Annotated in this window: 17 protein-coding genes; 3 read left to right on the top strand and 14 right to left on the bottom strand. The window is 71.4% G+C overall.

Going from position 1 to position 20009, the window contains the following annotated elements; all coding sequences use genetic code 11:
* Positions 1–28: 28 nt before the first annotated feature.
* A complete protein-coding gene (locus SAM23877_RS13310; RefSeq protein ID WP_063482124.1) occupies positions 29–379 on the bottom strand; it encodes a hypothetical protein in 351 nt (116 codons plus the stop codon).
* Between the two features lie 293 nt (positions 380–672).
* Between SAM23877_RS13310 and SAM23877_RS13305 the strand changes: the two genes are divergently transcribed.
* Positions 673–1200 carry a universal stress protein gene (locus SAM23877_RS13305; RefSeq protein ID WP_053131343.1) on the top strand — a complete coding sequence of 176 codons (528 nt, stop codon included), beginning with the start codon at positions 673–675 and terminating at the stop codon, positions 1198–1200.
* Between the two features lie 209 nt (positions 1201–1409).
* Here SAM23877_RS13305 and glmS read toward each other — a convergent pair whose 3' ends face one another.
* The 3 genes from glmS to SAM23877_RS13290 form a co-directional block, all read right to left on the bottom strand.
* Entirely contained in the window at positions 1410–3227 is a 1818-nt protein-coding gene (gene glmS / locus SAM23877_RS13300; RefSeq protein WP_053131341.1) for a glutamine--fructose-6-phosphate transaminase (isomerizing), read from the bottom strand.
* Between the two features lie 33 nt (positions 3228–3260).
* Positions 3261–3518 carry a hypothetical protein gene (locus SAM23877_RS13295; RefSeq protein WP_053131338.1) on the bottom strand — a complete coding sequence of 86 codons (258 nt, stop codon included), beginning with the start codon at positions 3516–3518 and terminating at the stop codon, positions 3261–3263.
* Between the two features lie 100 nt (positions 3519–3618).
* Complete coding sequence (locus tag SAM23877_RS13290) at positions 3619–4503, bottom strand: DUF4429 domain-containing protein (RefSeq protein WP_053131335.1); 885 nt, start codon at positions 4501–4503, stop codon at positions 3619–3621.
* Between the two features lie 98 nt (positions 4504–4601).
* Between SAM23877_RS13290 and SAM23877_RS13285 the strand changes: the two genes are divergently transcribed.
* Positions 4602–6206, top strand: a complete 1605-nt coding sequence (locus SAM23877_RS13285; RefSeq protein ID WP_053131331.1) for a beta-N-acetylhexosaminidase — start codon at positions 4602–4604, stop codon at positions 6204–6206.
* 70 nt (positions 6207–6276) lie between these two features.
* Here the strand turns inward: SAM23877_RS13285 and SAM23877_RS13280 are convergent, their stop codons facing one another.
* The 10 genes from SAM23877_RS13280 to SAM23877_RS13235 form a co-directional block, all read right to left on the bottom strand.
* The gene (locus SAM23877_RS13280; RefSeq protein WP_053131327.1) at positions 6277–8049 is read right to left on the bottom strand and encodes an IucA/IucC family protein; all 1773 of its coding nucleotides are present in this window, start codon (positions 8047–8049) and stop codon (positions 6277–6279) included.
* Positions 8046–8600 (bottom strand): GNAT family N-acetyltransferase, encoded by a 555-nt coding sequence (locus SAM23877_RS13275; RefSeq protein WP_053131325.1) that lies wholly within the window; start codon positions 8598–8600, stop codon positions 8046–8048. The genes SAM23877_RS13280 and SAM23877_RS13275 overlap by 4 nt, the downstream gene beginning before the upstream one ends.
* The gene (locus SAM23877_RS13270; protein WP_053131313.1) at positions 8597–9877 is read right to left on the bottom strand and encodes a lysine N(6)-hydroxylase/L-ornithine N(5)-oxygenase family protein; all 1281 of its coding nucleotides are present in this window, start codon (positions 9875–9877) and stop codon (positions 8597–8599) included. Before SAM23877_RS13270 ends, SAM23877_RS13275 begins: the two co-directional genes overlap by 4 nt.
* Positions 9861–11303, bottom strand: a complete 1443-nt coding sequence (desA, locus tag SAM23877_RS13265; protein ID WP_053131311.1) for a lysine decarboxylase DesA — start codon at positions 11301–11303, stop codon at positions 9861–9863. Before desA ends, SAM23877_RS13270 begins: the two co-directional genes overlap by 17 nt.
* Positions 11304–11494: 191 nt before the next feature.
* A complete protein-coding gene (locus SAM23877_RS13260; RefSeq protein WP_053131306.1) occupies positions 11495–12355 on the bottom strand; it encodes a siderophore-interacting protein in 861 nt (286 codons plus the stop codon).
* A 25-nt stretch (positions 12356–12380) separates the two neighbouring features.
* Positions 12381–13424 (bottom strand): ABC transporter substrate-binding protein, encoded by a 1044-nt coding sequence (locus tag SAM23877_RS13255; RefSeq protein WP_053131303.1) that lies wholly within the window; start codon positions 13422–13424, stop codon positions 12381–12383.
* Between the two features lie 119 nt (positions 13425–13543).
* On the bottom strand, positions 13544–14704 hold the full coding sequence (locus SAM23877_RS13250) for an acyl-CoA dehydrogenase family protein (protein WP_053131300.1): 1161 nt from the start codon (positions 14702–14704) through the stop codon (positions 13544–13546).
* 4 nt (positions 14705–14708) lie between these two features.
* On the bottom strand, positions 14709–15659 hold the full coding sequence (locus SAM23877_RS13245) for a hydroxymethylglutaryl-CoA lyase (protein WP_053131297.1): 951 nt from the start codon (positions 15657–15659) through the stop codon (positions 14709–14711).
* Positions 15656–17596, bottom strand: a complete 1941-nt coding sequence (locus SAM23877_RS13240; RefSeq protein WP_053131294.1) for an acetyl-CoA carboxylase biotin carboxylase subunit — start codon at positions 17594–17596, stop codon at positions 15656–15658. Before SAM23877_RS13240 ends, SAM23877_RS13245 begins: the two co-directional genes overlap by 4 nt.
* Positions 17597–17620: 24 nt before the next feature.
* Complete coding sequence (locus SAM23877_RS13235) at positions 17621–19237, bottom strand: carboxyl transferase domain-containing protein (RefSeq protein ID WP_053131291.1); 1617 nt, start codon at positions 19235–19237, stop codon at positions 17621–17623.
* A 97-nt stretch (positions 19238–19334) separates the two neighbouring features.
* Between SAM23877_RS13235 and SAM23877_RS13230 the strand changes: the two genes are divergently transcribed.
* Positions 19335–19964: an SACE_7040 family transcriptional regulator gene (locus tag SAM23877_RS13230; protein ID WP_053131289.1), complete on the top strand. Its 630-nt coding sequence runs from the start codon at positions 19335–19337 to the stop codon at positions 19962–19964.
* Positions 19965–20009 lie beyond the last annotated feature (45 nt).

The raw sequence follows: 20009 nt of genomic DNA, 5'->3' as shown, positions 1-20009 counted from the left end.
AAGGAGCGGGCGCGTGCGCGGAAACCGGTCAGCCGACCGGTGTGTTTTCCCCTGCGTGCCGTCCGCCCCTGCGTGCGGGCGGTGCGGCGCGGTGCCGGTGGCCGGCCCGCGGCGCGGAGTCCGGGCCCGCCGGCCGGGCCGCGACCCGTGCGGACCGGCGCAGCAGCAGGCGGCAGGCGCCGGTGACGGCGGCCAGACCCAGGGCCGTGCCGGCGGTGCCGGCCAAGGAGGCGCCGTACCAGAGGAGCACCACCGGGACGAGGAAGCAGCTGAACGCCGCCCAGCGGACCAGATCGGTGACGCCGTCCCGGGGCGGCGCGGCGGCCGCGGGGCCGGCCGCCCCAGGCGCCGGCTCGGTGGGGTGGTGCGGTCCGGACATGCGTGCTCCCTGGGGCTGGTGGCACGGAGATCAACGCCCGGGAGGCGCGTGGGTCACGACTGATCACGGACAGTTGAATCCCGCGCAAACCGCCTGTACAGCGCAGCAACCATTGCGTTACGGGCGCCCCTCGTGCATGCTCCGGTGAACCCCGCGGCGGACCAACCGCGGGATCCGGGCGAAGGAGGCGTGGCCCCGTACCCTTGGGGGTATGGGCTTGGAAAGACCATTCCCGGACACAGCTCCGCCGCTCCCTGTTGTCCCCCATAGAGGATAAAAACGCCGAGACAGCCATGGCCGGTCACTCATTCTTCGAACCCGCGGACCGCAAGCGGCCCGTCGCCGAGCCCACGGCGGCCGAGCCCCTGGCGGCCGAAGAGCCACGCCAGTCCTGCGACCCCGCCTTCAAGCACGGTGTCGTCGTGGGCTTCGACGGCTCCACGTCCAGTGAGCGCGCCCTCGCCTACGCCATCGGCATGGCGTGCCGGCTCGGCTCGGGCCTGGTCATCGTGCACGTCGCCAACCGGCTGCCCACCACGGTGTGGGCCGGCTGCGAGCCTCCCGTCTTCGTCGACGTACCGGACCACCGCACCGAGGTGCTGGGTCTGGAGCTGGCCTGCGCGGACTACCTCTCCGAGGTGCCCTGGATCCTGGTCGAGCGCGGCGGAGACATCTGCCACGAGCTCGAGGAGGTGGGCCGGGAGTACGAGGCGGACGCCATCGTGGTCGGGTCGAGCCACGGCCTGGTGGGCCGGCTCTTCGGCTCCGTCGCCGGGCGCCTCGCCAAGCGGGCGCAGCGGCCCGTGGTGGTCATCCCGTAGCGGCTCGTGGTCATCCCTCGGCGGCCTCGGCGGTGAGGCGCTCCCTTCCGATCGTGCGGCGTGCAGCCGCCGACGCGTAGGGGCGGGCGGCTCCCAGGCGATGAGAACGGACCCCCTGCGCGTGGTGGCGCGCGAGGGGGTCCGTTCTGCGTCCGGCCGGTTCGGGAGGACCGGTCGGGAAGGCCGGCGGGGAGAGCCGGTCGGGCGGCCTACTCCACCGTCACCGACTTGGCGAGGTTCCGCGGCTTGTCGATGTCCCGGCCGAGGGCCAGGGCCGTGTGGTAGGCGAGGAGTTGGAGGGGGATGCCCATCAGGATGGGGTCCAGCTCGTCCTCGTTCTTCGGGACGACGATGGTGTGGTCGGCCTTCTCCTGCTCCTGGTGGGCGACGGCGAGGATCTGACCGCTGCGGGCCTTGATCTCCTCCATCGCCGCGCGGTTCTTCTCCAGCAGGTCGTCGTCCGGCACGATGGCGACCGTCGGCAGGGCCGGCTCGATCAGGGCGAGCGGGCCGTGCTTCAGCTCGGAGGCCGGGTAGGCCTCGGCGTGGATGTAGGAGACCTCCTTGAGCTTCAGGGAGGCCTCGCGGGCGACCGGGTAGCCCCGGACGCGGCCGATGAAGAGCATCGAGCGGGCGTCGGCGTACTGCGCGGCCAGCTTCTTGACGTCCTCCTCCTGCTCCAGCATCTCGGCGATCTGCGCGGGCAGCTTGCGCAGCCCCTCGATGATCCGCTTGCCGTCGCGCACGGACAGGTCGCGGGTGCGGCCCAGGTGCAGGGCGAGCAGCGCGAAGGCGACGCAGGTGTTGGTGAAGCACTTGGTGGAGACGACGCAGACCTCGGGCCCGGCGTGCACGTACATGCCGCCGTCGGCCTCGCGGGCGATCGCCGAGCCGACCACGTTGACGATGCCGAGGACGCGGGCGCCCTTGCGCTTGAGCTCCTGCACGGCGGCCAGCACGTCGTACGTCTCGCCGGACTGGGAGACCGCGATGTACAGGGTGTCGGGGTCGACGACCGCGTTGCGGTAGCGGAACTCGGAGGCGGGCTCGGCGTCCGCGGGGATGCGGGCCAGCTCCTCGATCATCTGGGCGCCGATCTGGCCCGCGTGGTACGAGGTGCCGCAGCCGAGGATCTTCACGCGGCGCACGGCACGCGCGTCGCGGGCGTCCAGGTTCAGGCCGCCGAGGTGCACGGTGGAGAAGCGGTCGTCGATCCGGCCGCGCAGCACGCGGTCCACGGCCTCGGCCTGCTCGTGGATCTCCTTGTGCATGTAGGTGTCGTGGCCGCCCATGTCGTAGGAGGCCGCCTCCCACTCCACGGTGGTCGGCTCGGCGGTGGTGCGGGTGCCCTCGGTGGTGTAGGTGCGGAAGTCGTCCGCCTTGAGGGTGGCCATCTCGCCGTCGTCGAGGGTGACTATCTGGCGGGTGTGGGCGACCAGCGCGGCGATGTCCGAGGCGACGAACATCTCCTTCTCGCCGATGCCGAGGACGACCGGCGAGCCGTTGCGGGCCACGACGATGCGCTCGGGGAAGTCGGCGTGCATCACGGCGATGCCGTAGGTGCCCTCGATGACCCGCAGGGTCTCGCGGACCTTGTCCTCCAGCTTCGCCGCCTCGGAGCGGGCGATGAGGTGGACGAGGACCTCGGTGTCGGTCTCGGAGAGGAACTCGACACCGTCCGCCTCCAGCTTGCGGCGCAGGTCGGCGGCGTTGTCGATGATGCCGTTGTGGACGACGGCGACCTTCTGGTCGACCGACATGTGCGGGTGGGCGTTCGCGTCGGACGGGGCGCCGTGGGTGGCCCAGCGGGTGTGGGCGATGCCGGTGGTGCCCTTGAAGCGGGCCGGGACCTTGGCCTCCAGGTCGCGGACCCGGCCCTTGGCCTTGACCATCTTCAGGCCGGTCGCCTTCGGGGAGGTGACGACGATGCCCGCCGAGTCGTAGCCGCGGTACTCCAGTCGCTGGAGGCCCTCGAGGAGCAGGGGCGCGACGTCACGCTTGCCGATGTATCCGACGATTCCGCACATGTATACGTAAACCTCGTGTTCCTCTTCGGCTTCTCAGCCGTAGACGATGCGGCGCAACTGGCGGAGCGAGAGCTCCGGCGGTGCGACCGCCCGGTATTTCAGGTCCGCCGCGATCCGTTCGAAGATCGTCGCGTTCACCAGGCCCTGGGCCTGGAGCTCGCGGTGGCGGCGACGGACGTACTCCTCGGTCGTCTCGTCGAAGTAGGCGAGCACGTCCTGGACCACGCGCAGTGCCTCGCCCCGGTTGAGGGGGGTGGACCGCGTCAGATGATCAACGAGTTCGTCGTGCACCCGGTAGATCCTGGGGTACCGGTGAGGGTTTCGCAAGAATCCTGCCCGATTTCGGGCAGGGTGGCGGGCTGGTGCGTGGGTCGGCTGCCCGTGGGTGCCCCTACATGCGCTTCAGAACCGCCTGTTTGGCGAGGGTGAACTCCTCGTCCGTGAGCACCCCGGAGCGGTGCAGGTCCCCCAGCTCCCGCAGCCGCCGCAGCAGCGCGTCGTGGTCGTCCTCGGCGGCGGGGGCCGCGGCCGGCGTCTCCTCGGCCGGCCCGGCTGACTCCGGGGCCGCGGGCGCGGCCGCCGGGTGCGGGAGGCGGGCCTGTACGGCCGCGGCGACCAGGGCCATGAGCGGGTCCTTCTTGAAGCCCCACAGCTCCACGGCGTTGGGGTCGTACTTGGGCGGCACCTTGCTCGGCGCGGCCCGCACGGTGAAGCGGAGGTGGCCGTTCTCCAGTCCGACCGTCGGCTGCCACTCCACCGCGACGATGTCGGTCAGGGGGAGGGTGCGCGGCCCGGCGGCCGACTTGGCGTCCTCCGCCTGCCACTTCCACTCCAGGCGGACGCGCTCGCCGTCGAAGCTCGCCACGCCGTCCCCGGCGGACACCGACAGCGGGACGGCGGGCCCCGGCAGCAGGTAGGCGTCGACGGGGCCGGACGGAACCTGGTCCAGGAGCAGGGCGTTGCGCACCTCGTCCGTGAAGTACTCGGCGACGCCGTACCGGTCGGTGTCCACGGTCAGCTGGTACGGGTCGTGCGGCTCGGTCAGCCGGCCGCCGGTGGCGTGCAGCAGCGGGTCGGCGCCGTCCCGCAGCCGCAGCCGCAGGCGCCCGGACTTCTTGCCCTGCTCGAACGATATGCCCGCCAACGCCACCAGGGGAACGGAGAGTTCACCCAGCTCCCGCCGGAGCAGGCTGACGTTCTTGTCCCGGCCGGGAGTCAGCCGCAGGGTGTCGCCGTCGAAGACCCACGTGCCGTCCTTCTGGATGATTTCCGCCATGTGGAGATTGTTCCATCGCTTCTGCGCGGGGTGGTGGTGCGGGAGTGTGGTCCCTACCCTCTGGGACACATCTCTGTACGCCTCACAAGGGAGCGCACGTGAGACCTCATCGACGGCACCACAGAACGACTCCCCGAATGACCCGCCTGCTGGGCTCGTTGCTGCTGGTCGCGGCGGCCTGCGCCGTCACCACGGGCGCGGCACCGGCCCGGGGGACGGCGGCGACCCCGCTGCACCAGGTGATCCCGGCCCCCGCCTCGGTGGACCCGGGCGGCGCCCCGTACCGCATCACCCCGGGCACCCGCATCCGCGTGGACGACTCGCGCGGGGCGCGCCGGGTCGGCGACTACCTCGCGGACGTCCTGCGGCCCTCCACCGGCTACCGACTGCCCGTCACCTCCCACGGCCAGGGCGGCATCCGGCTCCGCCTGGCGGGCGGCCCGTACGGCGAGGAGGGGTACCGCCTCGACAGCGGCCGCGCCGGCGTCACCATCACCGCCCGGGAGACGGCGGGCCTCTTCCACGGCGTCCAGACCCTCCGTCAGCTCCTGCCCGCCGCCGTCGAGAAGGACTCCGTGCAGCCCGGCCCCTGGCTGGTCGCGGGCGGCACCGTCACGGACAGCCCGCGCTACGAGTGGCGGGCCGCCATGCTGGACGTCTCGCGGCACTTCTTCAGCGTCGACGAGGTCAAGCGCTACATCGACCGGGTCGCCCTCTACAAGTACAACAAGCTCCACCTGCACCTCAGCGACGACCAGGGCTGGCGCATCGCCATCGACTCCTGGCCGCGCCTGGCGACGTACGGCGGCTCCACCGAGGTGGGCGGCGGACCCGGCGGCTTCTACACCAAGGCCGACTACAAGGAGATCGTCCGCTACGCCGCCTCCCGCCACCTGGAGGTCGTCCCGGAGATCGACATGCCGGGCCACACCAACGCGGCCCTCGCCTCCTACGCGGAGCTGAACTGCGACGGGGTGGCACCCCCGCTGTACACCGGCATCGAGGTCGGCTTCAGCTCGCTGTGCGTCGACAAGGAGGTCACCTACGACTTCGTCGACGACGTCGTGCGGGAACTGGCGGCCCTCACCCCGGGCCGCTACTTCCACATCGGCGGCGACGAGGCGCACTCCACGCCGCACGACGACTACGTGAAGTTCATGGACCGGGTGCAGCCGATCGTCGCCGAGCACGGCAAGACGGTCATCGGCTGGCACCAGCTGGCCGGCGCGAACCCGGCCGAGGGCGCGCTGGTCCAGTACTGGGGCCTGGACCGGACCAGCGACGCGGAGAAGGCACGGGTCGCCGAGGCCGCGCGGAACGGCACCGGACTGATCCTGTCCCCGGCCGACCGGACGTACCTCGACATGAAGTACACCAAGGACACCCCGCTGGGCCTGTCCTGGGCGGGCTACGTGGAGGTGCAGCGGTCCTACGACTGGGATCCGGGCGCCTATCTGCCGGGGGCGCCGGCCTCCGCGGTGCGCGGCGTCGAGGCGCCGATGTGGACGGAGACCCTGGAGAACCCGGACCAGCTCGACTTCATGGCCTTCCCGAGGCTGCCGGGCGTGGCCGAGCTGGGCTGGTCCCCGGCCTCGACGCACGACTGGGACACCTACAAGGTGCGGCTCGCCGCGCAGGCCCCGCGCTGGGAGGCGAGGGGGATCGACTACTACCGGTCCCCGCAGGTGCCCTGGAGGGACTGACCGCGGACGCCTGAACGGGCACCCCGGAGGACCGTCTCCGGGGTGCCCGCCCGTCCGTGCGGGGCCTTCGCTACAGGCCCGCGATGGGGTTCTTCAGGGTGCCGATCAGCTGGAGCGCGCCGGACGGGTCCGCGAGGTCCACCATCTGCCTGTTGTTGCGCAGCTGGAGCCGGTTGAGGCAGGACAGCGCGAACTCGGGCGCGAACATGTCGTACCGGTCGAACTTGTCGGCCAGCTCCGGCACCGACTCCTGGTACTCACGGGTGACCTCGGCGACCGTCCGCCAGAAGGCGTCCTCCTCGACGATCCCCTCGCCGGCCAGGTTCGCGGAGAGGAAGCGGAAGAAGCAGTCGAAGACGTCCGTGAAGATCGACAGCAGCTTCTTGTCCTCGGGGACCTCCACCGCGATCCGGGAGACCTCCGGAGGCAGCACCGCGTCCGGGTCCATCACCGCGATCTCCTCGGCGATGTCCTTGTAGACGGCCCGCTGCACGACGCCGTCCTTCAGCACGAGGATCACGTTCTCGCCGTGCGGCATGTAGACCAGGTCGTAGGCGTAGAAGCTGTGCAGCAGCGGGACGAAGTAGGCCCGCAGATAGTGCCGCAGCCACTCGGTGGGGGTCAGTCCCGACCGCTCGATCAGCGCGCCCGCGAAGGAGGCGCCCCGGTGGTCGACGTGGACGAGGGAGGCCATGGTGGCCAGCGTCTCGCCCTCCTGGAGGGAGGACACCGGGCTCTCCCGCCACAGCGCCGCGAGCATCTTGCGGTACGGCGAGTAGCGGTCGGTGGCCCGCTCGTACTCCAGGTGCCGGTAGCCGACGGCCGCCCGCTCCCGGATGACCGTCAGACCCGTCGACTTGAGCACCGGGTCGCCCTCGATGAGCTGGGCGAGCCAGTCGTTGATGGCCGGGGTGGCCTCCATGTACGCCGCCGACAGGCCGCGCATGAAACCCATGTTGAGGACGGACAGGGCCGTCTTCACATAGTGCTTCTCGGGGTGCGAGGAGTTGAAGAAGGTCCGGATGGACTGCTGGGCCAGGTACTCGTCGTCGCCCTCGCCGAGGCACACCAGGTGCCCGCGGGCGACCTCGGCGGCGAAGGTGACGGTGAGCTTGTTCCACCACTGCCAGGGGTGGACCGGGATGAACAGGTAGTCGGCCGGGTCCAGGCCCCGCTCGCGCAGCACGCCGTGGAAGCGCTCGACGGTCCCCTCGCCCAGCTCGTCGCGCACGAAGGACTCGTACTCGATGCCCACGCCCGCCGTGAACGCGGCCCGCGAGCGGTGCGCGGCCAGCCACACCAGGCGGACCGGGCTCGCGGTCTCGGGGGCGTACGACAGGTACTCGTGGACGCCGAAGCCGAGCCGCCCGTTGTTGGCGACGAAGCAGGGGTGGCCCTCGGTCATGCCGGTCTCGATCGCCTGGAAGCCGCTGTCCGCCAGCTCGGCCGAGGTGAGCTTCGGCTTGGTGAGCTTGTAGCAGGTCCCGGAGAGGGTGGAGGAGATCTCCTCCAGGTAGACGGGCAGGATCTCGTCGCTCAGACCCAGCGTCTCCTTCAGCTCGACGAAGAAGTCGAGCGCCGCGAGGGGGAGGTCCGCGCCGTCGCGGTGCCGGGTGATCGAGTCGGCGTCGACCTGCCAGTGGTCCAGGGCGCGGACGGTGGCGGTGAAGCGGTACTCGGTCGCGCCGTCGTCGCCGCGCACGACGTACGCGTCGCCGGCGGTGCGTTCCGGCGTGAGCAGCCGCTCGTGCGTGAACTCGGCCAGGGCCTTGCGGATCAGGAGGCGGTTGGCCTGCTCCCAGCGCTCGGGGGAGAGGTGGGCCACGGCGTCGGCGAGGCTCATGCGGACACCGCCCTCTCGAACTGCTCGCGGGTGCAGAAACTCAGCAAGGCCTTCTTCTCCGGCTTCTGGATCTCGCGCTCGGGCACGAATCCGACGGCGGCGTTCAGGGCGTGGACGGCCTTGTTGTCGACGTCCGGCTCCACGACGACCCGGGCGGTCGCCGGGTCGGCGAACAGTTCGGCCATGACGGCGGTGATGACGGCCCGGGTGAAGCCGTGCACGGGCCGGTCGGTGGGGGCGACCAGGAAGTGCATGCCGACGTCGCCCGGCTCGGGCTCGTACAGCCCGGTCAGTTCGCGGTGGGCCGGGTCGTACTTCTCCATCAGGAAGGCGGGGACGCCGTCGTGCAGGCCGATGAAGGCGTGGTGGTGCTCGTCGGCGGCTATCTCCATGTACGCGCGCTCGACGTCCACCAGTTTCGCGTCCTGCATCATCCAGAAGGCGGACTTGGGGTGCGTGACCCAGCTGTGCAGGAGTGCGGCGTCCTTCAGCGGGTCGAGGGGGCGGATGGTCAGGGCGCCGAGGCCGGCGGCCTTCGTGGGGGTGGTCATGCGCTGAACTCCTGGAACGCGATCGACTTCTCGACCGGGTAGTACTCGGTGCCGAGCAGCTCTCGGATGATGTAGCTGTTGCGATAGGCACCCATGCCCAGATCGGGGCTGGTGATGCTGTGCGTGTGGACACCCGCGTTCTGCAGGAACACGCCCTGGCCGGTGACGTCGACGGAGTAGTTGCGGGCGACGTCGAAGTTGCCCTGCGAGTCGTGGCGCAGCCGGTCCCGGACGGGCTTGAGGAACTCCGGCTCGGCGTACTTGTAGCCGGTGGCCAGGATCAGGCCCTGGGTCTCGATCTCGAAGTCCCGGCCCTGCTCCTCCTGGCGGAAGCCGAGGGTGTACGTGCCGTCCGCGTACCGGGCGTCGGTCAGAGCGGAGTTGGTGAGCAGGCGGGTGGGGACCGGGCCGCCGAGCTTCTTCTGGTAGAGCAGGTCGAAGATCTCGTTGATCAGGTCGCCGTCGATGCCCTTGAAGAGGCCCTTCTGCTCGGCCGTGAGGCGGTAGCGGGTCGGCTCCGGCAGCGCGTGGTAGTAGTCCACGTACTCCGGGGAGGTCATCTCCAGCGTGAGCTTGGTGTACTCCAGCGGGAAGAAGCGCGGCGAGCGCGTCACCCAGTTGAGCCGGTACCCGTGGACGTCGATCTCGCCGAGCAGGTCGTAGTAGATCTCGGCGGCGGACTGGCCGCTGCCGACCAGCGTGATCGAGTCCTTCTTCTGGAGCTCGGCCTTGTGCTGCACGTAGCGCGAGTTGTGGATGAAGTCCCCGGCCAGACCGCGGCAGGCGTCGGGGACGTGCGGCGGGGTGCCGGTGCCGAGGACGAGGCGGCGGGCGCGGTAGGTGTCGCCGCCGGTGGTCGCGACGACGTACAGCTCCTCCCGCTCGTCGTAGGTCACCTCGGTGACCGTCGTGGAGAAGCGGACGCTGCTCAGTCTGTTCGCGGCCCAGCGGCAGTAGTCGTCGTACTCGACGCGCAGCGGGTAGAAGTTCTCGCGGATGTAGAACGAGTAGAGCCGGCCCTTCTCCTTCAGGTAGTTGAGGAAGGAGTACGGGGACGTCGGGTCGGCGAGCGTCACCAGGTCCGACATGAACGGCGTCTGGAGGTGGGCGCCCTCCAGGAACATGCCGGCGTGCCACTCGAAGTCCGGCTTGGACTCCAGGAAGACGCCGTTCAGTTCGGCGATGGGCTCGGTGAGGCAGGCGAGGCCGAGGTTGAAGGGGCCGAGGCCGATCCCCACGAAGTCGTACGTCGTGGCGGAATCAGGAAGCGCGGTCAAGGGACTCTCCCAGGTACTGCTCGGCGTGGCCGGCGATCAGGTCGAGGACGGCGGCGATGTCGGCCGTGGTCGTCTCGGGGTTGAGCAGGGTGAACTTCAGGTAGTGGCGTCCGGCCACCTTGGTGCCCGCGACCACGGCGTCGCCGGAGGCGAACAGGGCCTTGCGGGCGTACAGGTTGGCGCGGTCGATCTCGGCGGGGTCGGTGACGGCCGCCGGTATGTAGCGGAAGACCAGGGTGGACAGGCTCGGCTCGACGACGACGTCGAAGCGGGGGTCGGCGGCGAGCAGCTTCCAGCCCTCGGCAGCCAGGTCGCACACCTCGTCGAAGAGCTGCCCGATGCCGTCGGCACCCATCACGCGCAGCGTCATCCACAGCTTGAGCGCGTCGAAGCGGCGGGTGGTCTGGAGGGACTTGTCCACCTGGTTGGGGATACGTTCCTGCACCATGCGGCGCGGGTTGAGGTACTCCGCGTGGTAGGTGGCGTGGCGCAGGGTGGCCGCGTCCCGGACCAGCACCGCCGAGGAACTCACCGGCTGGAAGAAGGACTTGTGGTAGTCCACGGTGACCGAGTCGGCCGCCTCGATGCCGGTCAGCCGGTCCCGGTACTTCAGGGAGGCGAGCAGTCCGCAGCCGTAGGCCGCGTCGACGTGCATCCACACGCCGTACTGCTCGCACAGCCCGGCGATCTCCGGCAGCGGGTCGATGGAGCCGAAGTCGGTGGTGCCGCTGGTGGCGACGACGGCCATGGGGACGAGGCCGTCCTGCGCGCAGCGCTCCAGTTCCCGGGCGAGGGCGACGGTCTGCATGCGCTTGTCGTGGTCGACGGGGATCGAGACGACGGCGTCGGGGCCGAGGCCGAGCAGTTTCGCCGACTTCTTCACGCTGAAGTGGCTGACCTCGGAGGCGAAGACACGCAGGTCGGCGAGGTTCTCGGTCTTCGCCTCCTCGCGGGCCAGGAGCAGCGCCTGGAGGTTGGACTGCGTGCCGCCCGAGGTGAACACGCCGTCGGCCGCCGGGCCGAGGCCGATGCGGGCGGCGGTCCAGTCGATCAGTTTGCGCTCGATGAGCGTGCCGCCGGCCGACTGGTCCCAGGTGTCCAGTGAGGAGTTGACGGCCGACAGGACGGCCTCGCCGAGCACGGCCGGGATGACGACCGGGCAGTTGAGGTGGGCGAGGTAGCGGGGGTGGTGGAAGTAGACGGCGTCGCGGAGGTAGACGTCCTCCAGCTCGTCGAGGACCGCGGCCGTGTCGTGCAGCGGGCGGTCGAGGTCGATCTCGTCGATGCGGGGGGAGAGGGCGTCGACCGCGACGCCGGTGAACGGGCGGTCGGTGGTGGCGATTCTGGCGGCCACCCGCTCGACTCCTTCGGTCACGGAGCGGCGGTACTGCTCCGCGGTGGCGTCGTTGAGCAGGTGCGAGCGCATGGGGGGGGTCCTCCGGTGGGGACAGGTCCGAGAGGGGCGGGAGAGGCGGGAGAGGGCGGAACCCTCACTTCGACTTAGGTTAGCCTAACCTAACTTCCTCCGGTCAAACGCGTGCCTGCACGTGACTGCCGTCACTCTCGCCTCAATCGTTCGTCACGGACGGTGAGTTGAGGCCTCGGCGACGCCGGTCGTCAGCCCTGCTCGCGGAGTTGTTCCTCCGTCAGGCCCTGACGCCAGTAGCCGACGAAGGTGACGCGGCGGCGGTCGACGCCACGCTCGCCCACGAAGTGCCGGCGCAGCTGCTTGACGCGGCCGGACTCGCCGGCGATCCAGACGTAGGGGTGGGCGGCGGGCGGGAGCTGGGCCGCGCGCAGGGTGGCGAGGGTGGTCCCGGGGCCGTCGGTGGTGTCCCGGACCAGCCAGGTGACTTCGGCGTCCGCCGCGGTCTCCAGGTCCTGGACGTCCTCGGCGTGCGGCACCTCCAGCCAGACCCGGGCGCGGGTGCCGGCCGGGAGGGACTCGAGGACGGCGCAGGCGGCCGGTACGGCGGTCTCGTCGCCCCAGATCACCACCAGGTCGGTGTCCTCGGGAGGGCGGAAGCGGATCGCCCGGTTGTCCGCGACCGCCGGGCCGAGCAGGACCACGCGGTCGCCGGGGGCGGCGCCGGCGGCCCAGCGGGCGGCGGGGCCCGCCTGGACCGGCGAGGCGGGGTCGACCCCGTGCAGCACGAAGTCGACGTCGATCTCGACGGTGTCGCCGTCGGCGTCCCGGCGCAGCGCCCGCAGCGTGTACGAGCGCATCACCGCCCGCACGTCGTCGGGGAGTTCACGCCACCCCTGCCACCAGCCGTCTCCCAGCTCGACGGGAACGGCCGGCTCCGACTGCCCCGGGTGCGGCAGGAACAGCGACAGGGACTGGTCCTGTCCGTCGGAGTGGAAGGCGCACAGGTCGGGCCCCGCGAAGGTGACCCGGGCCAGGGACGGGCCGAGCCGCCTCGTCCGTACGACCTGGAGGGAGAAGAAACGGAACGGGGCGGCTACGGCCGTCGTCATGAAGGGCTCCGGGGAGAAGGGGAGGTCAGCCGACCTTCTTGGCGTTCTCGATCGCCTCGGCCAGGTTGTCGAGGAGCGGCGTGCACTTGTCGTAGGACAGGATCGGCTCGGGGGAGCGGGCGATGACCTGGCCGGCCTTGACCGCGGGGAGCTGCTTCCAGGTGCCCTCGGTGATGTCCGCGGGCTGGATGGTCGAGGCGCGGTCGTCCATGATGATGACGTCGGCCGGGTACTTGTCGACGTTCTCCCAGCTCAGGGACTCGAACCAGCCGCCGGTCGCCTTCTTGGCCTCCTCGGAGGGCTCGACGAAGTTCACGCCGAGGGCCTTGAAGTACTCCAGGTCGACGGAGAGGTTGGTGCCGGAGACGTAGAAGAGTTCCGCGCTCGCGGAGCCGGCCAGCACCCGGATCTCGGGCTTGGCCTTGGCGGCGGCGCGCAGCCGGGCCGCGGCCTTCTCGAAGGCGGCCTTGGCGTCGGTGACCTTCTTCGCCTTCATGTCGGCGCCGAGCGACTCGGCCAGCTCCCACATGCGCTGCAACGGCTGGGTGAGCTGACGGTCGAAGACGGAGATCGCGACGCTCGGGGCGAGCTTGGCGACCTTGTCCTTGGAGTCCTCGGGGACGGACCAGAGGGTGCCGGCGGTGTCGAAGGTCGTGGTGACGAGCAGCTCGGGGGCGAGGGTGGCGTACTTCTCGACGTTGAGCTTGCCCCACTCGTTGCCGAGGACGGTGACCTTGTCGACGTCGAGGTCGCCGGCCTGGACGTCGGGCTTGCCGTCCTTGGTCGTGGTCGGGCCGAAGACGCCCTTGACCTGGACGCCGTAGTCGTGGAGGGCGGCGGCGACACCGGTGAAGGCGACGATGCTCGTGGGGACCTCGTCCAGCTTCACGGTCGTGCCGCGGTCGTCCTTGAAGGACCAGGGGCCGGACTTGCCGGCCGCCTTGTCGTCCGAGCCACCGCTTTTCGCGTCGTCGTCACCGCAGGCCGTGAGCGCGGCGCCGAGGCCGAGGGCGCCGCCCGCGGCGAGGATTCCGCGGCGGGTCAGGTGGGTAGCTCTGGCGTTGGGCATGGTGTGGCTGCTTTCGAACGGTGCGGAGCGTCCGCGGGACAAGTTCAAGGTAGGTTAGCCTAACCTCAGATCTTGTCCAGTGGCGGGGCCGCGACCAGCCCCGCCGGACCGTCCGACGCCTAGCTCACCAGGCCCAACTCCCGGGCGATCAGCATCCGCTGGACCTCGCTGGTGCCCTCGCCGATCTCCAGGATCTTCGCGTCCCGCCACATCCGGGCCACGGGGTACTCGTTCATGAAGCCGTAGCCGCCGTGGATCTGCGTCGCGTCCCGGGCGTTGTCCACCGCGACCGTCGACGAGTACAGCTTCGCCAGCGCCGCCTCCTTCTTGAAGGGCTCGCCCGTCACCAGCCGGGAGGCCGCGTCGCGCCAGGCGAGGCGGGAGGTGTGGGCCTTCATCTCCATGTCGGCGATCTTGAACTGGATGGCCTGGTTGGCACCGATCGGCTTGCCGAAGGCGTGACGTTCCTTCGCGTAGGCGACCGACTCGTCCACACAGCCCTGCGCGAGCCCCGTGCCCAGCGCGGCGATGGCGATGCGTCCCTCGTCGAGGATGCGCAGGAACTGGGCGTAGCCGCGGCCCTGTTCGCCCAGCAGGTTCGCCGCCGGGACCCGGACGTCGGAGAAGGACAGCTCTCGGGTGTCCGACGCGTTCCAGCCGACCTTCGAGTACGGGGCGGCCACCGTGAAGCCCGGGGTGCCGGAGGGGACGATGATCGCCGAGATCAGCGGACGGCCGTCCGGCTTGCGGCCGGTGACCGCCGTGACGGTCACCAGGCCCGTGATGTCCGTGCCCGAGTTGGTGATGAAGCACTTCGTGCCGTTGATGACCCATTCGCCCGTCGCCTCGTCCAGGCGCGCCGTCGTCCGTGTCGCGCCCGCGTCCGAACCGCCGTCCGGCTCGGTCAGGCCGAAGGCGCCGAGGATCTCACCGGAGCACAGGCGGGGCAGCCACGTGCGCTTCTGCTCCTCGGTGCCGAACAGGTGCAGGGGCATCGCGCCCAGCGAGACGCCCGCCTCCAGCGTGATGGCCACCGACGAGTCGACCCGCGCCAGCTCCTCCAGGGCGATGCCGAGGGCGAGGTAGTCGCCGCCCATGCCGCCGTACTCCTCCGGGAACGGCAGGCCGAACAGGCCCATGCGGCCCATCTCCCGGACGATCTCGTACGGGAACTCGTGCCGCTCGTAGAAATCGCCGATCTTGGGCGCCACGACGTCGTGGGCGAACGCCTCCACCGTGCGGCGGAGGTCCTCGAGTTCGGGGGAGAGTTTGTGGTCCATGCTGTCACTGCTCCTGGTGGGAGAGGGCTCGAACGGTCCGGGAAGGGCTGGGTCGGCCCAGGTGGGCGGCCATCCAGACGCTGGTGGCGACGAGACGGCCGAGGTCGACGCCGGTGTCGATGCCGAGGCCGCGCAGCATCCACACGAGGTCCTCGGTGGCGAGGTTGCCGGTGGCGGACTTGGCGTAGGGACAGCCGCCGAGCCCGCCGGCGGAGGCGTCGACCGTGGTGACGCCGTGCCGCAGCGCGGTCAGCGTGTTGGACAGGGCCTGGCCGTAGGTGTCGTGGAAGTGGACGCCGAGCGTGTCCACCGGGACACCGGCGCCGGTGAGCGCGGTGAGCAGGGCGCCGACATGGCCCGGCGTCGCCACCCCGATCGTGTCGCCGAGGCTCAGTTCGTCGCAGCCCATGTCCAGCAGGGCCCGGCACACCTTCACCACCTGCTCGACGGGGACCGGCCCCTCCCACGGGTCGCCGAAGCACATCGAGAGGTAGCCCCGTACGTGAGCGCCGTCCTCCTCCTTGGCCCGCGCCACCACCGGCGCGAACATGGCCAGGGCCTCGTCCACCGTGCGGTTGAGGTTGGCCTTGGCGAAGGACTCCGTGGCGCTGGCGAAGACCGCGACGCGGCGGGCGCCGAGCGCAAGCGCCCGGTCGAGCCCCCGTTCGTTGGGGACCAGCACGGGCAGGTCGACCGGCAGCCCGGCCACCGCCGGGAACAGCTGTTCGGCGTCCGCCAGCTGCGGTACCCACTTGGGGTGCACGAAGCTCGTCGCCTCGATGGTGGTCAGGCCCGCGCCGGCCAGCCGGCGGATGAACTCCGCCTTCACCTCGACCGGAACGACCGCCTTCTCGTTCTGGAGGCCGTCGCGCGCGCCGACCTCGTGGACACGGACGCGGGCGGGCAGGCCCTCGGCCGGTACGGTCATGGGCAGGCCCGGTTCGGGGGTGTTCATGCCGTCTCCTCCTCGCCCTCTGCGGCAGGGGTGATGACCGCCAGCACCTGGTCCATGGCGACCGTCGCGCCCGGCGCCACGTCCAGCTCGGCGACGGTGCCGGCGTGCGGGGCGGAGATGACGTGCTCCATCTTCATCGCCTCCACGACCAGAAGGCTCTGCCCGGCGGTCACCTCGTCGCCGACGGCGACCTTCACCACCGTCACCGTGCCCGGCATGGGCGCGGTCAGCGAGTCGGCGCCCGCGTGGGCGGCGCCCGTCAGGGAGGCGGCGACCGGGTCGTGGTCGCGCACGTGCCAGGCGTCGCCGTCGCGGCCCAGCCAGTCGGCGGCGCGGTGGAAGGTGTGCCGGACGCCGTCCAGCGTCACCGACACGCGGTCCTCGGTGACGGTGTGGGCGCCGCGCGGGGCGTGTTCCACCGGATCGGTGACGCGCAGGTGGAAGGAGACCGGCTTCGGCTCGCCGCCCATGCGCCAGCCGCTCGGCACCGAGAACGGGTCCGTCCAGCCGTCCCCGCGCGGACGCAGCGCGTCCAGCCGTACGGCCGCCGCCGCCTCGTACACCTCCTCCGGCACGCCGGTGGCGACGAGGCCGTCGACCTCGCGCTCCACCAGCCCGGTGTCCAGCTCGCCCGCCACCACCGCCGGGTGGGCGAGGAGCCGGCGCAGGAACCCGGCGTTGGTCTGCACGCCCAGCGTCACCGTCCGGGCCAGGGCCGCCCGGAGCTTGCGCAGGGCGGTGGCGCGGTCGGGGCCGTAGGCGATCACCTTGGAGAGCATCGGGTCGTAGAGGCTGCCGACCTCGCTGCCCTCGCTGAGCCCCGAGTCGGTGCGCACGCCGTCGCCCTCGGGCTCGTGCAGCCGCAGCACGGTGCCGCCGGAGGGCAGGAAGCCGCGCGCCGGGTCCTCCGCGCACAGGCGGGCCTCGACCGCGTGCCCGGTCAGCCGGACGTCGTCCTGCGTGAACCCGAGCGGTTCGCCCGCCGCCACCCGCAACTGCCACTCCACCAGGTCCAGGCCGGTGACCAGCTCGGTCACCGGGTGCTCGACCTGGAGGCGGGTGTTCATCTCCATGAAGTAGTACCGGGAGGGGTCACCGCCCGGCACGATGAACTCCACCGTGCCGGCGCCCCGGTACCCGCAGGAGCGTGCCGCCTGCACGGCCGCCTCGCCCATCGCGGCGCGGGTCGCCTCGTCGAGGAGCACGCTGGGCGCCTCCTCGATGATCTTCTGGTGGCGCCGCTGGAGCGAGCACTCGCGTTCGCCCAGGTGCACGACGCCGCCGTGGCCGTCCGCCAGAACCTGGATCTCGATGTGCCGGGGCCGGTCGATCCACCGCTCCACGAGCAGCGTGTCGTCGCCGAAGGAGGCGCGGGCCTCGCGGCGGGCGGCGGCGATCTCGTCGGCGAGCACGGCGGCGTCCCGCACCAGCCGCATGCCCTTGCCGCCACCACCGGCGGACGGCTTCAGCAGCACCGGCGTCCCGATCTCGCGGGCCGCGTCGGCGAGCTGCCCGTCCGTCAGCCCGCTGCCGCTGGAGCCGGGCACCACCGGCACCCCGGCCGCCTTCACCGTCTCCTTGGCGCGGATCTTGTCACCCATCAGGGCGATCGCGTCGGCGGACGGTCCGATGAAGACCAGCCCCGCCTCCTCGCAGGCCCGCGCGAAGGCGGCGTTCTCGGCGAGGAAGCCGTAGCCCGGGTGCACGGCCTGCGCACCGGTCCGGGCCGCCGCCTCCAGCAGCCGCTCGACGGACAGATAGCTCTCCGCCGCCGGCGCCGGGCCGATCCGTACCGCCTCGTCGGCCTCCCGCACGTGCCGGGCGTCCGCGTCGGCGTCGGAGAAGACCGCCACCGAGCGCACACCCAGCGAACGCAGCGTCCGGATGACGCGCACCGCGATCTCACCGCGGTTGGCCACCAGTACCGTGTCGAACATCGAACTCCCCATCGAGTCCCCTCCTCACATCCGGAAGACGCCGAACCGGGGCTCGCCCAGTGGCGCGTTGGCACACGCGGTCAGGGCCAGACCCAGCACCTGCCGGGTGTCGGCGGGCTCGATCACCCCGTCGTCCCACAGGCGGGCGCTCGCGTAGTAGGCGTTGCCCTGGTGCTCGTACTGCGCGCGGATCGGCGCCTTGAAGGAGTCCTCCTCCTCGGCCGACCACTCCTCGCCCCGGGCCTCCAACTGGTCCCGCTTGACCGTGGCCAGCACGGACGCGGCCTGCTCGCCGCCCATGACGGAGATCTTGGCGTTGGGCCACATCCACAGGAAGCGCGGCGAGTACGCCCGCCCGCACATCGAGTAGTTCCCCGCGCCGTACGACCCGCCGACGACCACCGTCAGCTTCGGCACGCGCGTGCACGCCACCGCCGTCACCATCTTGGCGCCGTGCTTGGCGATGCCGCCCGCCTCGTAGTCCCGGCCGACCATGAATCCGGAGATGTTCTGGAGGAAGACCAGCGGGATGCCGCGCTGGTCGCACAGCTCGACGAAGTGGGCGCCCTTCTGGGCGGACTCGGAGAAGAGGATGCCGTTGTTGGCGACGATGCCGACCGGGTGGCCGTGGATACGGGCGAAGCCGGTGACCAGGGTCTGCCCGTACTCGGACTTGAACTCGGCGAACCGGGAGCCGTCCACCACCCGCGCGATGACCTCGCGGACGTCGTAAGGGGTGCGGGAGTCCACCGGGACCGCGCCGTACAGCCCGTGCGGGTCCACCTTGGGCTCGACGGCCGGCTCCGCGTCCCAGGGGAGGGAGCCGCGCGCGGGCAGCGTGGAGACGATCTGCCGCACGATCCGCAGGGCGTGCGCGTCGTCCTCGGCCAGGTGGTCGGTCACGCCGGAGACCCGGGAGTGGACCTCGCCGCCGCCCAGCTCCTCCGCGGTGACCACCTCACCGGTGGCCGCCTTCACCAGCGGCGGACCGCCCAGGAAGATCGTCCCCTGACCGCGGACGATCACCGCCTCGTCGCTCATCGCGGGGACGTACGCGCCGCCCGCCGTGCAGGAGCCGAGGACGGCGGCGATCTGCGGGATGCCGGCGCCCGACATCCGGGCCTGGTTGTAGAAGATCCGCCCGAAGTGCTCGCGGTCGGGGAAGACCTCGTCCTGCATCGGCAGGAAGGCACCGCCCGAGTCGACGAGGTACAGGCACGGCAGCCGGTTCTCCAGCGCCACCTCCTGCGCCCGCAGGTGCTTCTTCACCGTCATCGGGTAGTACGTGCCGCCCTTGACGGTGGCGTCGTTGGCGACGATCACGCACTCCCGGCCGCTCACCCGGCCGATCCCGGCGATGACGCCGGCGGCCGGGGCCTGCCCGTCGTAGAGCCCGTCGGCCGCGAGCGGCGCCAGCTCCAGGAACGGCGAGCCCGTGTCGAGCAGTGTGTCCACGCGCTCGCGCGGCAGCAGCTTGCCGCGCGCGGTGTGCCGGGCGCGCGCCCGCTCGCCGCCGCCCAGCCGGGCCGCGGCCAGCTTGCCGCGCAGCTCGTCCACGAGGACGCGGTGCGCCTCCTCGTTGGCCCGAAAGGCCTCTGAGGCGGGATCCGCCGCCGTCGTCAGCTCCGGTGCCTCGTGCATCCTGCGGTCCCCTCACCCGATGGTCGATCAGTTAATGAGCGTTAACGCATTTCCCACAGGTTAACGACCGCTAACCTCCCTGTCTAGAATTGGCTCCATGACCACCAGAACCGACGCCCCCACCCGCCGCGAGCAGATCCTCAGGGAGGCCGCCCGGCTCTTCGCCGAGCGCGGCTTCCACGGCGTCGGGGTCGACGAGATAGGCGCCGCGGTGGGGATCAGCGGCCCCGGCCTCTACCGGCACTTCGCCGGCAAGGACGCGATGCTCGCCGAGCTGCTGGTCGGGATCAGCGACTCGCTGCTGACCGGGGCGAAGCGGCGCCTGGCGGAGGCCGGGCGGGTGACCGGCTCCGGGGCGGGGGGCGGGGCGGGCGCGGGCGCCGAGGCGGTCCTCGATTCGCTCATCGAGGGGCACATCGACTTCGCCCTCGACGACCGCCCGCTCATCACCCTGCACGACCGCGAGCTGGACCGCCTCCGGGACGCCGACCGCAGGATGGTGCGGCAGCTCCAGCGCCAGTACGTCGAGCTGTGGGTCGGGGTGGTGCGCGAGGTCTACCCGGCGGTCGCCGAGCCCGCCGCCCGCTCCGCGGTCCACTCGGTCTTCGGCCTCCTGAACTCCACCCCGCACCTCGGCCGCCCCGGCGCCCTGCCGGGCCGCGCGGGCACGGCGGCGCTGCTGCACCGGATGGCGCGGGGGGCGTTCGCGGCGGTGGGGGCGGGCTGACGCCCGCGGCGGCGGGGAGTGACGAGGGTTACCCGTGCCCCGCTC

It is taken from the genome of Streptomyces ambofaciens ATCC 23877 (assembly GCF_001267885.1).
In the GTDB taxonomy this organism is placed as follows: Bacteria; Actinomycetota; Actinomycetes; order Streptomycetales; family Streptomycetaceae; genus Streptomyces; species Streptomyces ambofaciens.
Note: the sequence above shows the minus strand (reverse complement) of the source record. Positions and strands in the feature narration are given on the sequence as shown.

What these genes read in the sequence shown, in the direction of transcription:
- SAM23877_RS13310 (WP_063482124.1), bottom strand. Translation starts at nt 379, where the DNA reads ATGTCCGGACCGCACCACCCCACCGAGCCGGCGCCTGGGGCGGCCGGC.
- SAM23877_RS13305 (WP_053131343.1), top strand. Translation starts at nt 673, where the DNA reads ATGGCCGGTCACTCATTCTTCGAACCCGCGGACCGCAAGCGGCCCGTC.
- glmS (WP_053131341.1), bottom strand. Translation starts at nt 3,227, where the DNA reads ATGTGCGGAATCGTCGGATACATCGGCAAGCGTGACGTCGCGCCCCTG.
- SAM23877_RS13290 (WP_053131335.1), bottom strand. Translation starts at nt 4,503, where the DNA reads ATGGCGGAAATCATCCAGAAGGACGGCACGTGGGTCTTCGACGGCGAC.
- SAM23877_RS13280 (WP_053131327.1), bottom strand. Translation starts at nt 8,049, where the DNA reads ATGAGCCTCGCCGACGCCGTGGCCCACCTCTCCCCCGAGCGCTGGGAG.
- SAM23877_RS13275 (WP_053131325.1), bottom strand. Translation starts at nt 8,600, where the DNA reads ATGACCACCCCCACGAAGGCCGCCGGCCTCGGCGCCCTGACCATCCGC.
- desA (WP_053131311.1), bottom strand. Translation starts at nt 11,303, where the DNA reads ATGCGCTCGCACCTGCTCAACGACGCCACCGCGGAGCAGTACCGCCGC.
- SAM23877_RS13260 (WP_053131306.1), bottom strand. Translation starts at nt 12,355, where the DNA reads ATGACGACGGCCGTAGCCGCCCCGTTCCGTTTCTTCTCCCTCCAGGTC.
- SAM23877_RS13255 (WP_053131303.1), bottom strand. Translation starts at nt 13,424, where the DNA reads ATGCCCAACGCCAGAGCTACCCACCTGACCCGCCGCGGAATCCTCGCC.
- SAM23877_RS13250 (WP_053131300.1), bottom strand. Translation starts at nt 14,704, where the DNA reads ATGGACCACAAACTCTCCCCCGAACTCGAGGACCTCCGCCGCACGGTG.
- SAM23877_RS13245 (WP_053131297.1), bottom strand. Translation starts at nt 15,659, where the DNA reads ATGAACACCCCCGAACCGGGCCTGCCCATGACCGTACCGGCCGAGGGC.
- SAM23877_RS13240 (WP_053131294.1), bottom strand. Translation starts at nt 17,596, where the DNA reads ATGTTCGACACGGTACTGGTGGCCAACCGCGGTGAGATCGCGGTGCGC.
- SAM23877_RS13235 (WP_053131291.1), bottom strand. Translation starts at nt 19,237, where the DNA reads ATGCACGAGGCACCGGAGCTGACGACGGCGGCGGATCCCGCCTCAGAG.
- SAM23877_RS13230 (WP_053131289.1), top strand. Translation starts at nt 19,335, where the DNA reads ATGACCACCAGAACCGACGCCCCCACCCGCCGCGAGCAGATCCTCAGG.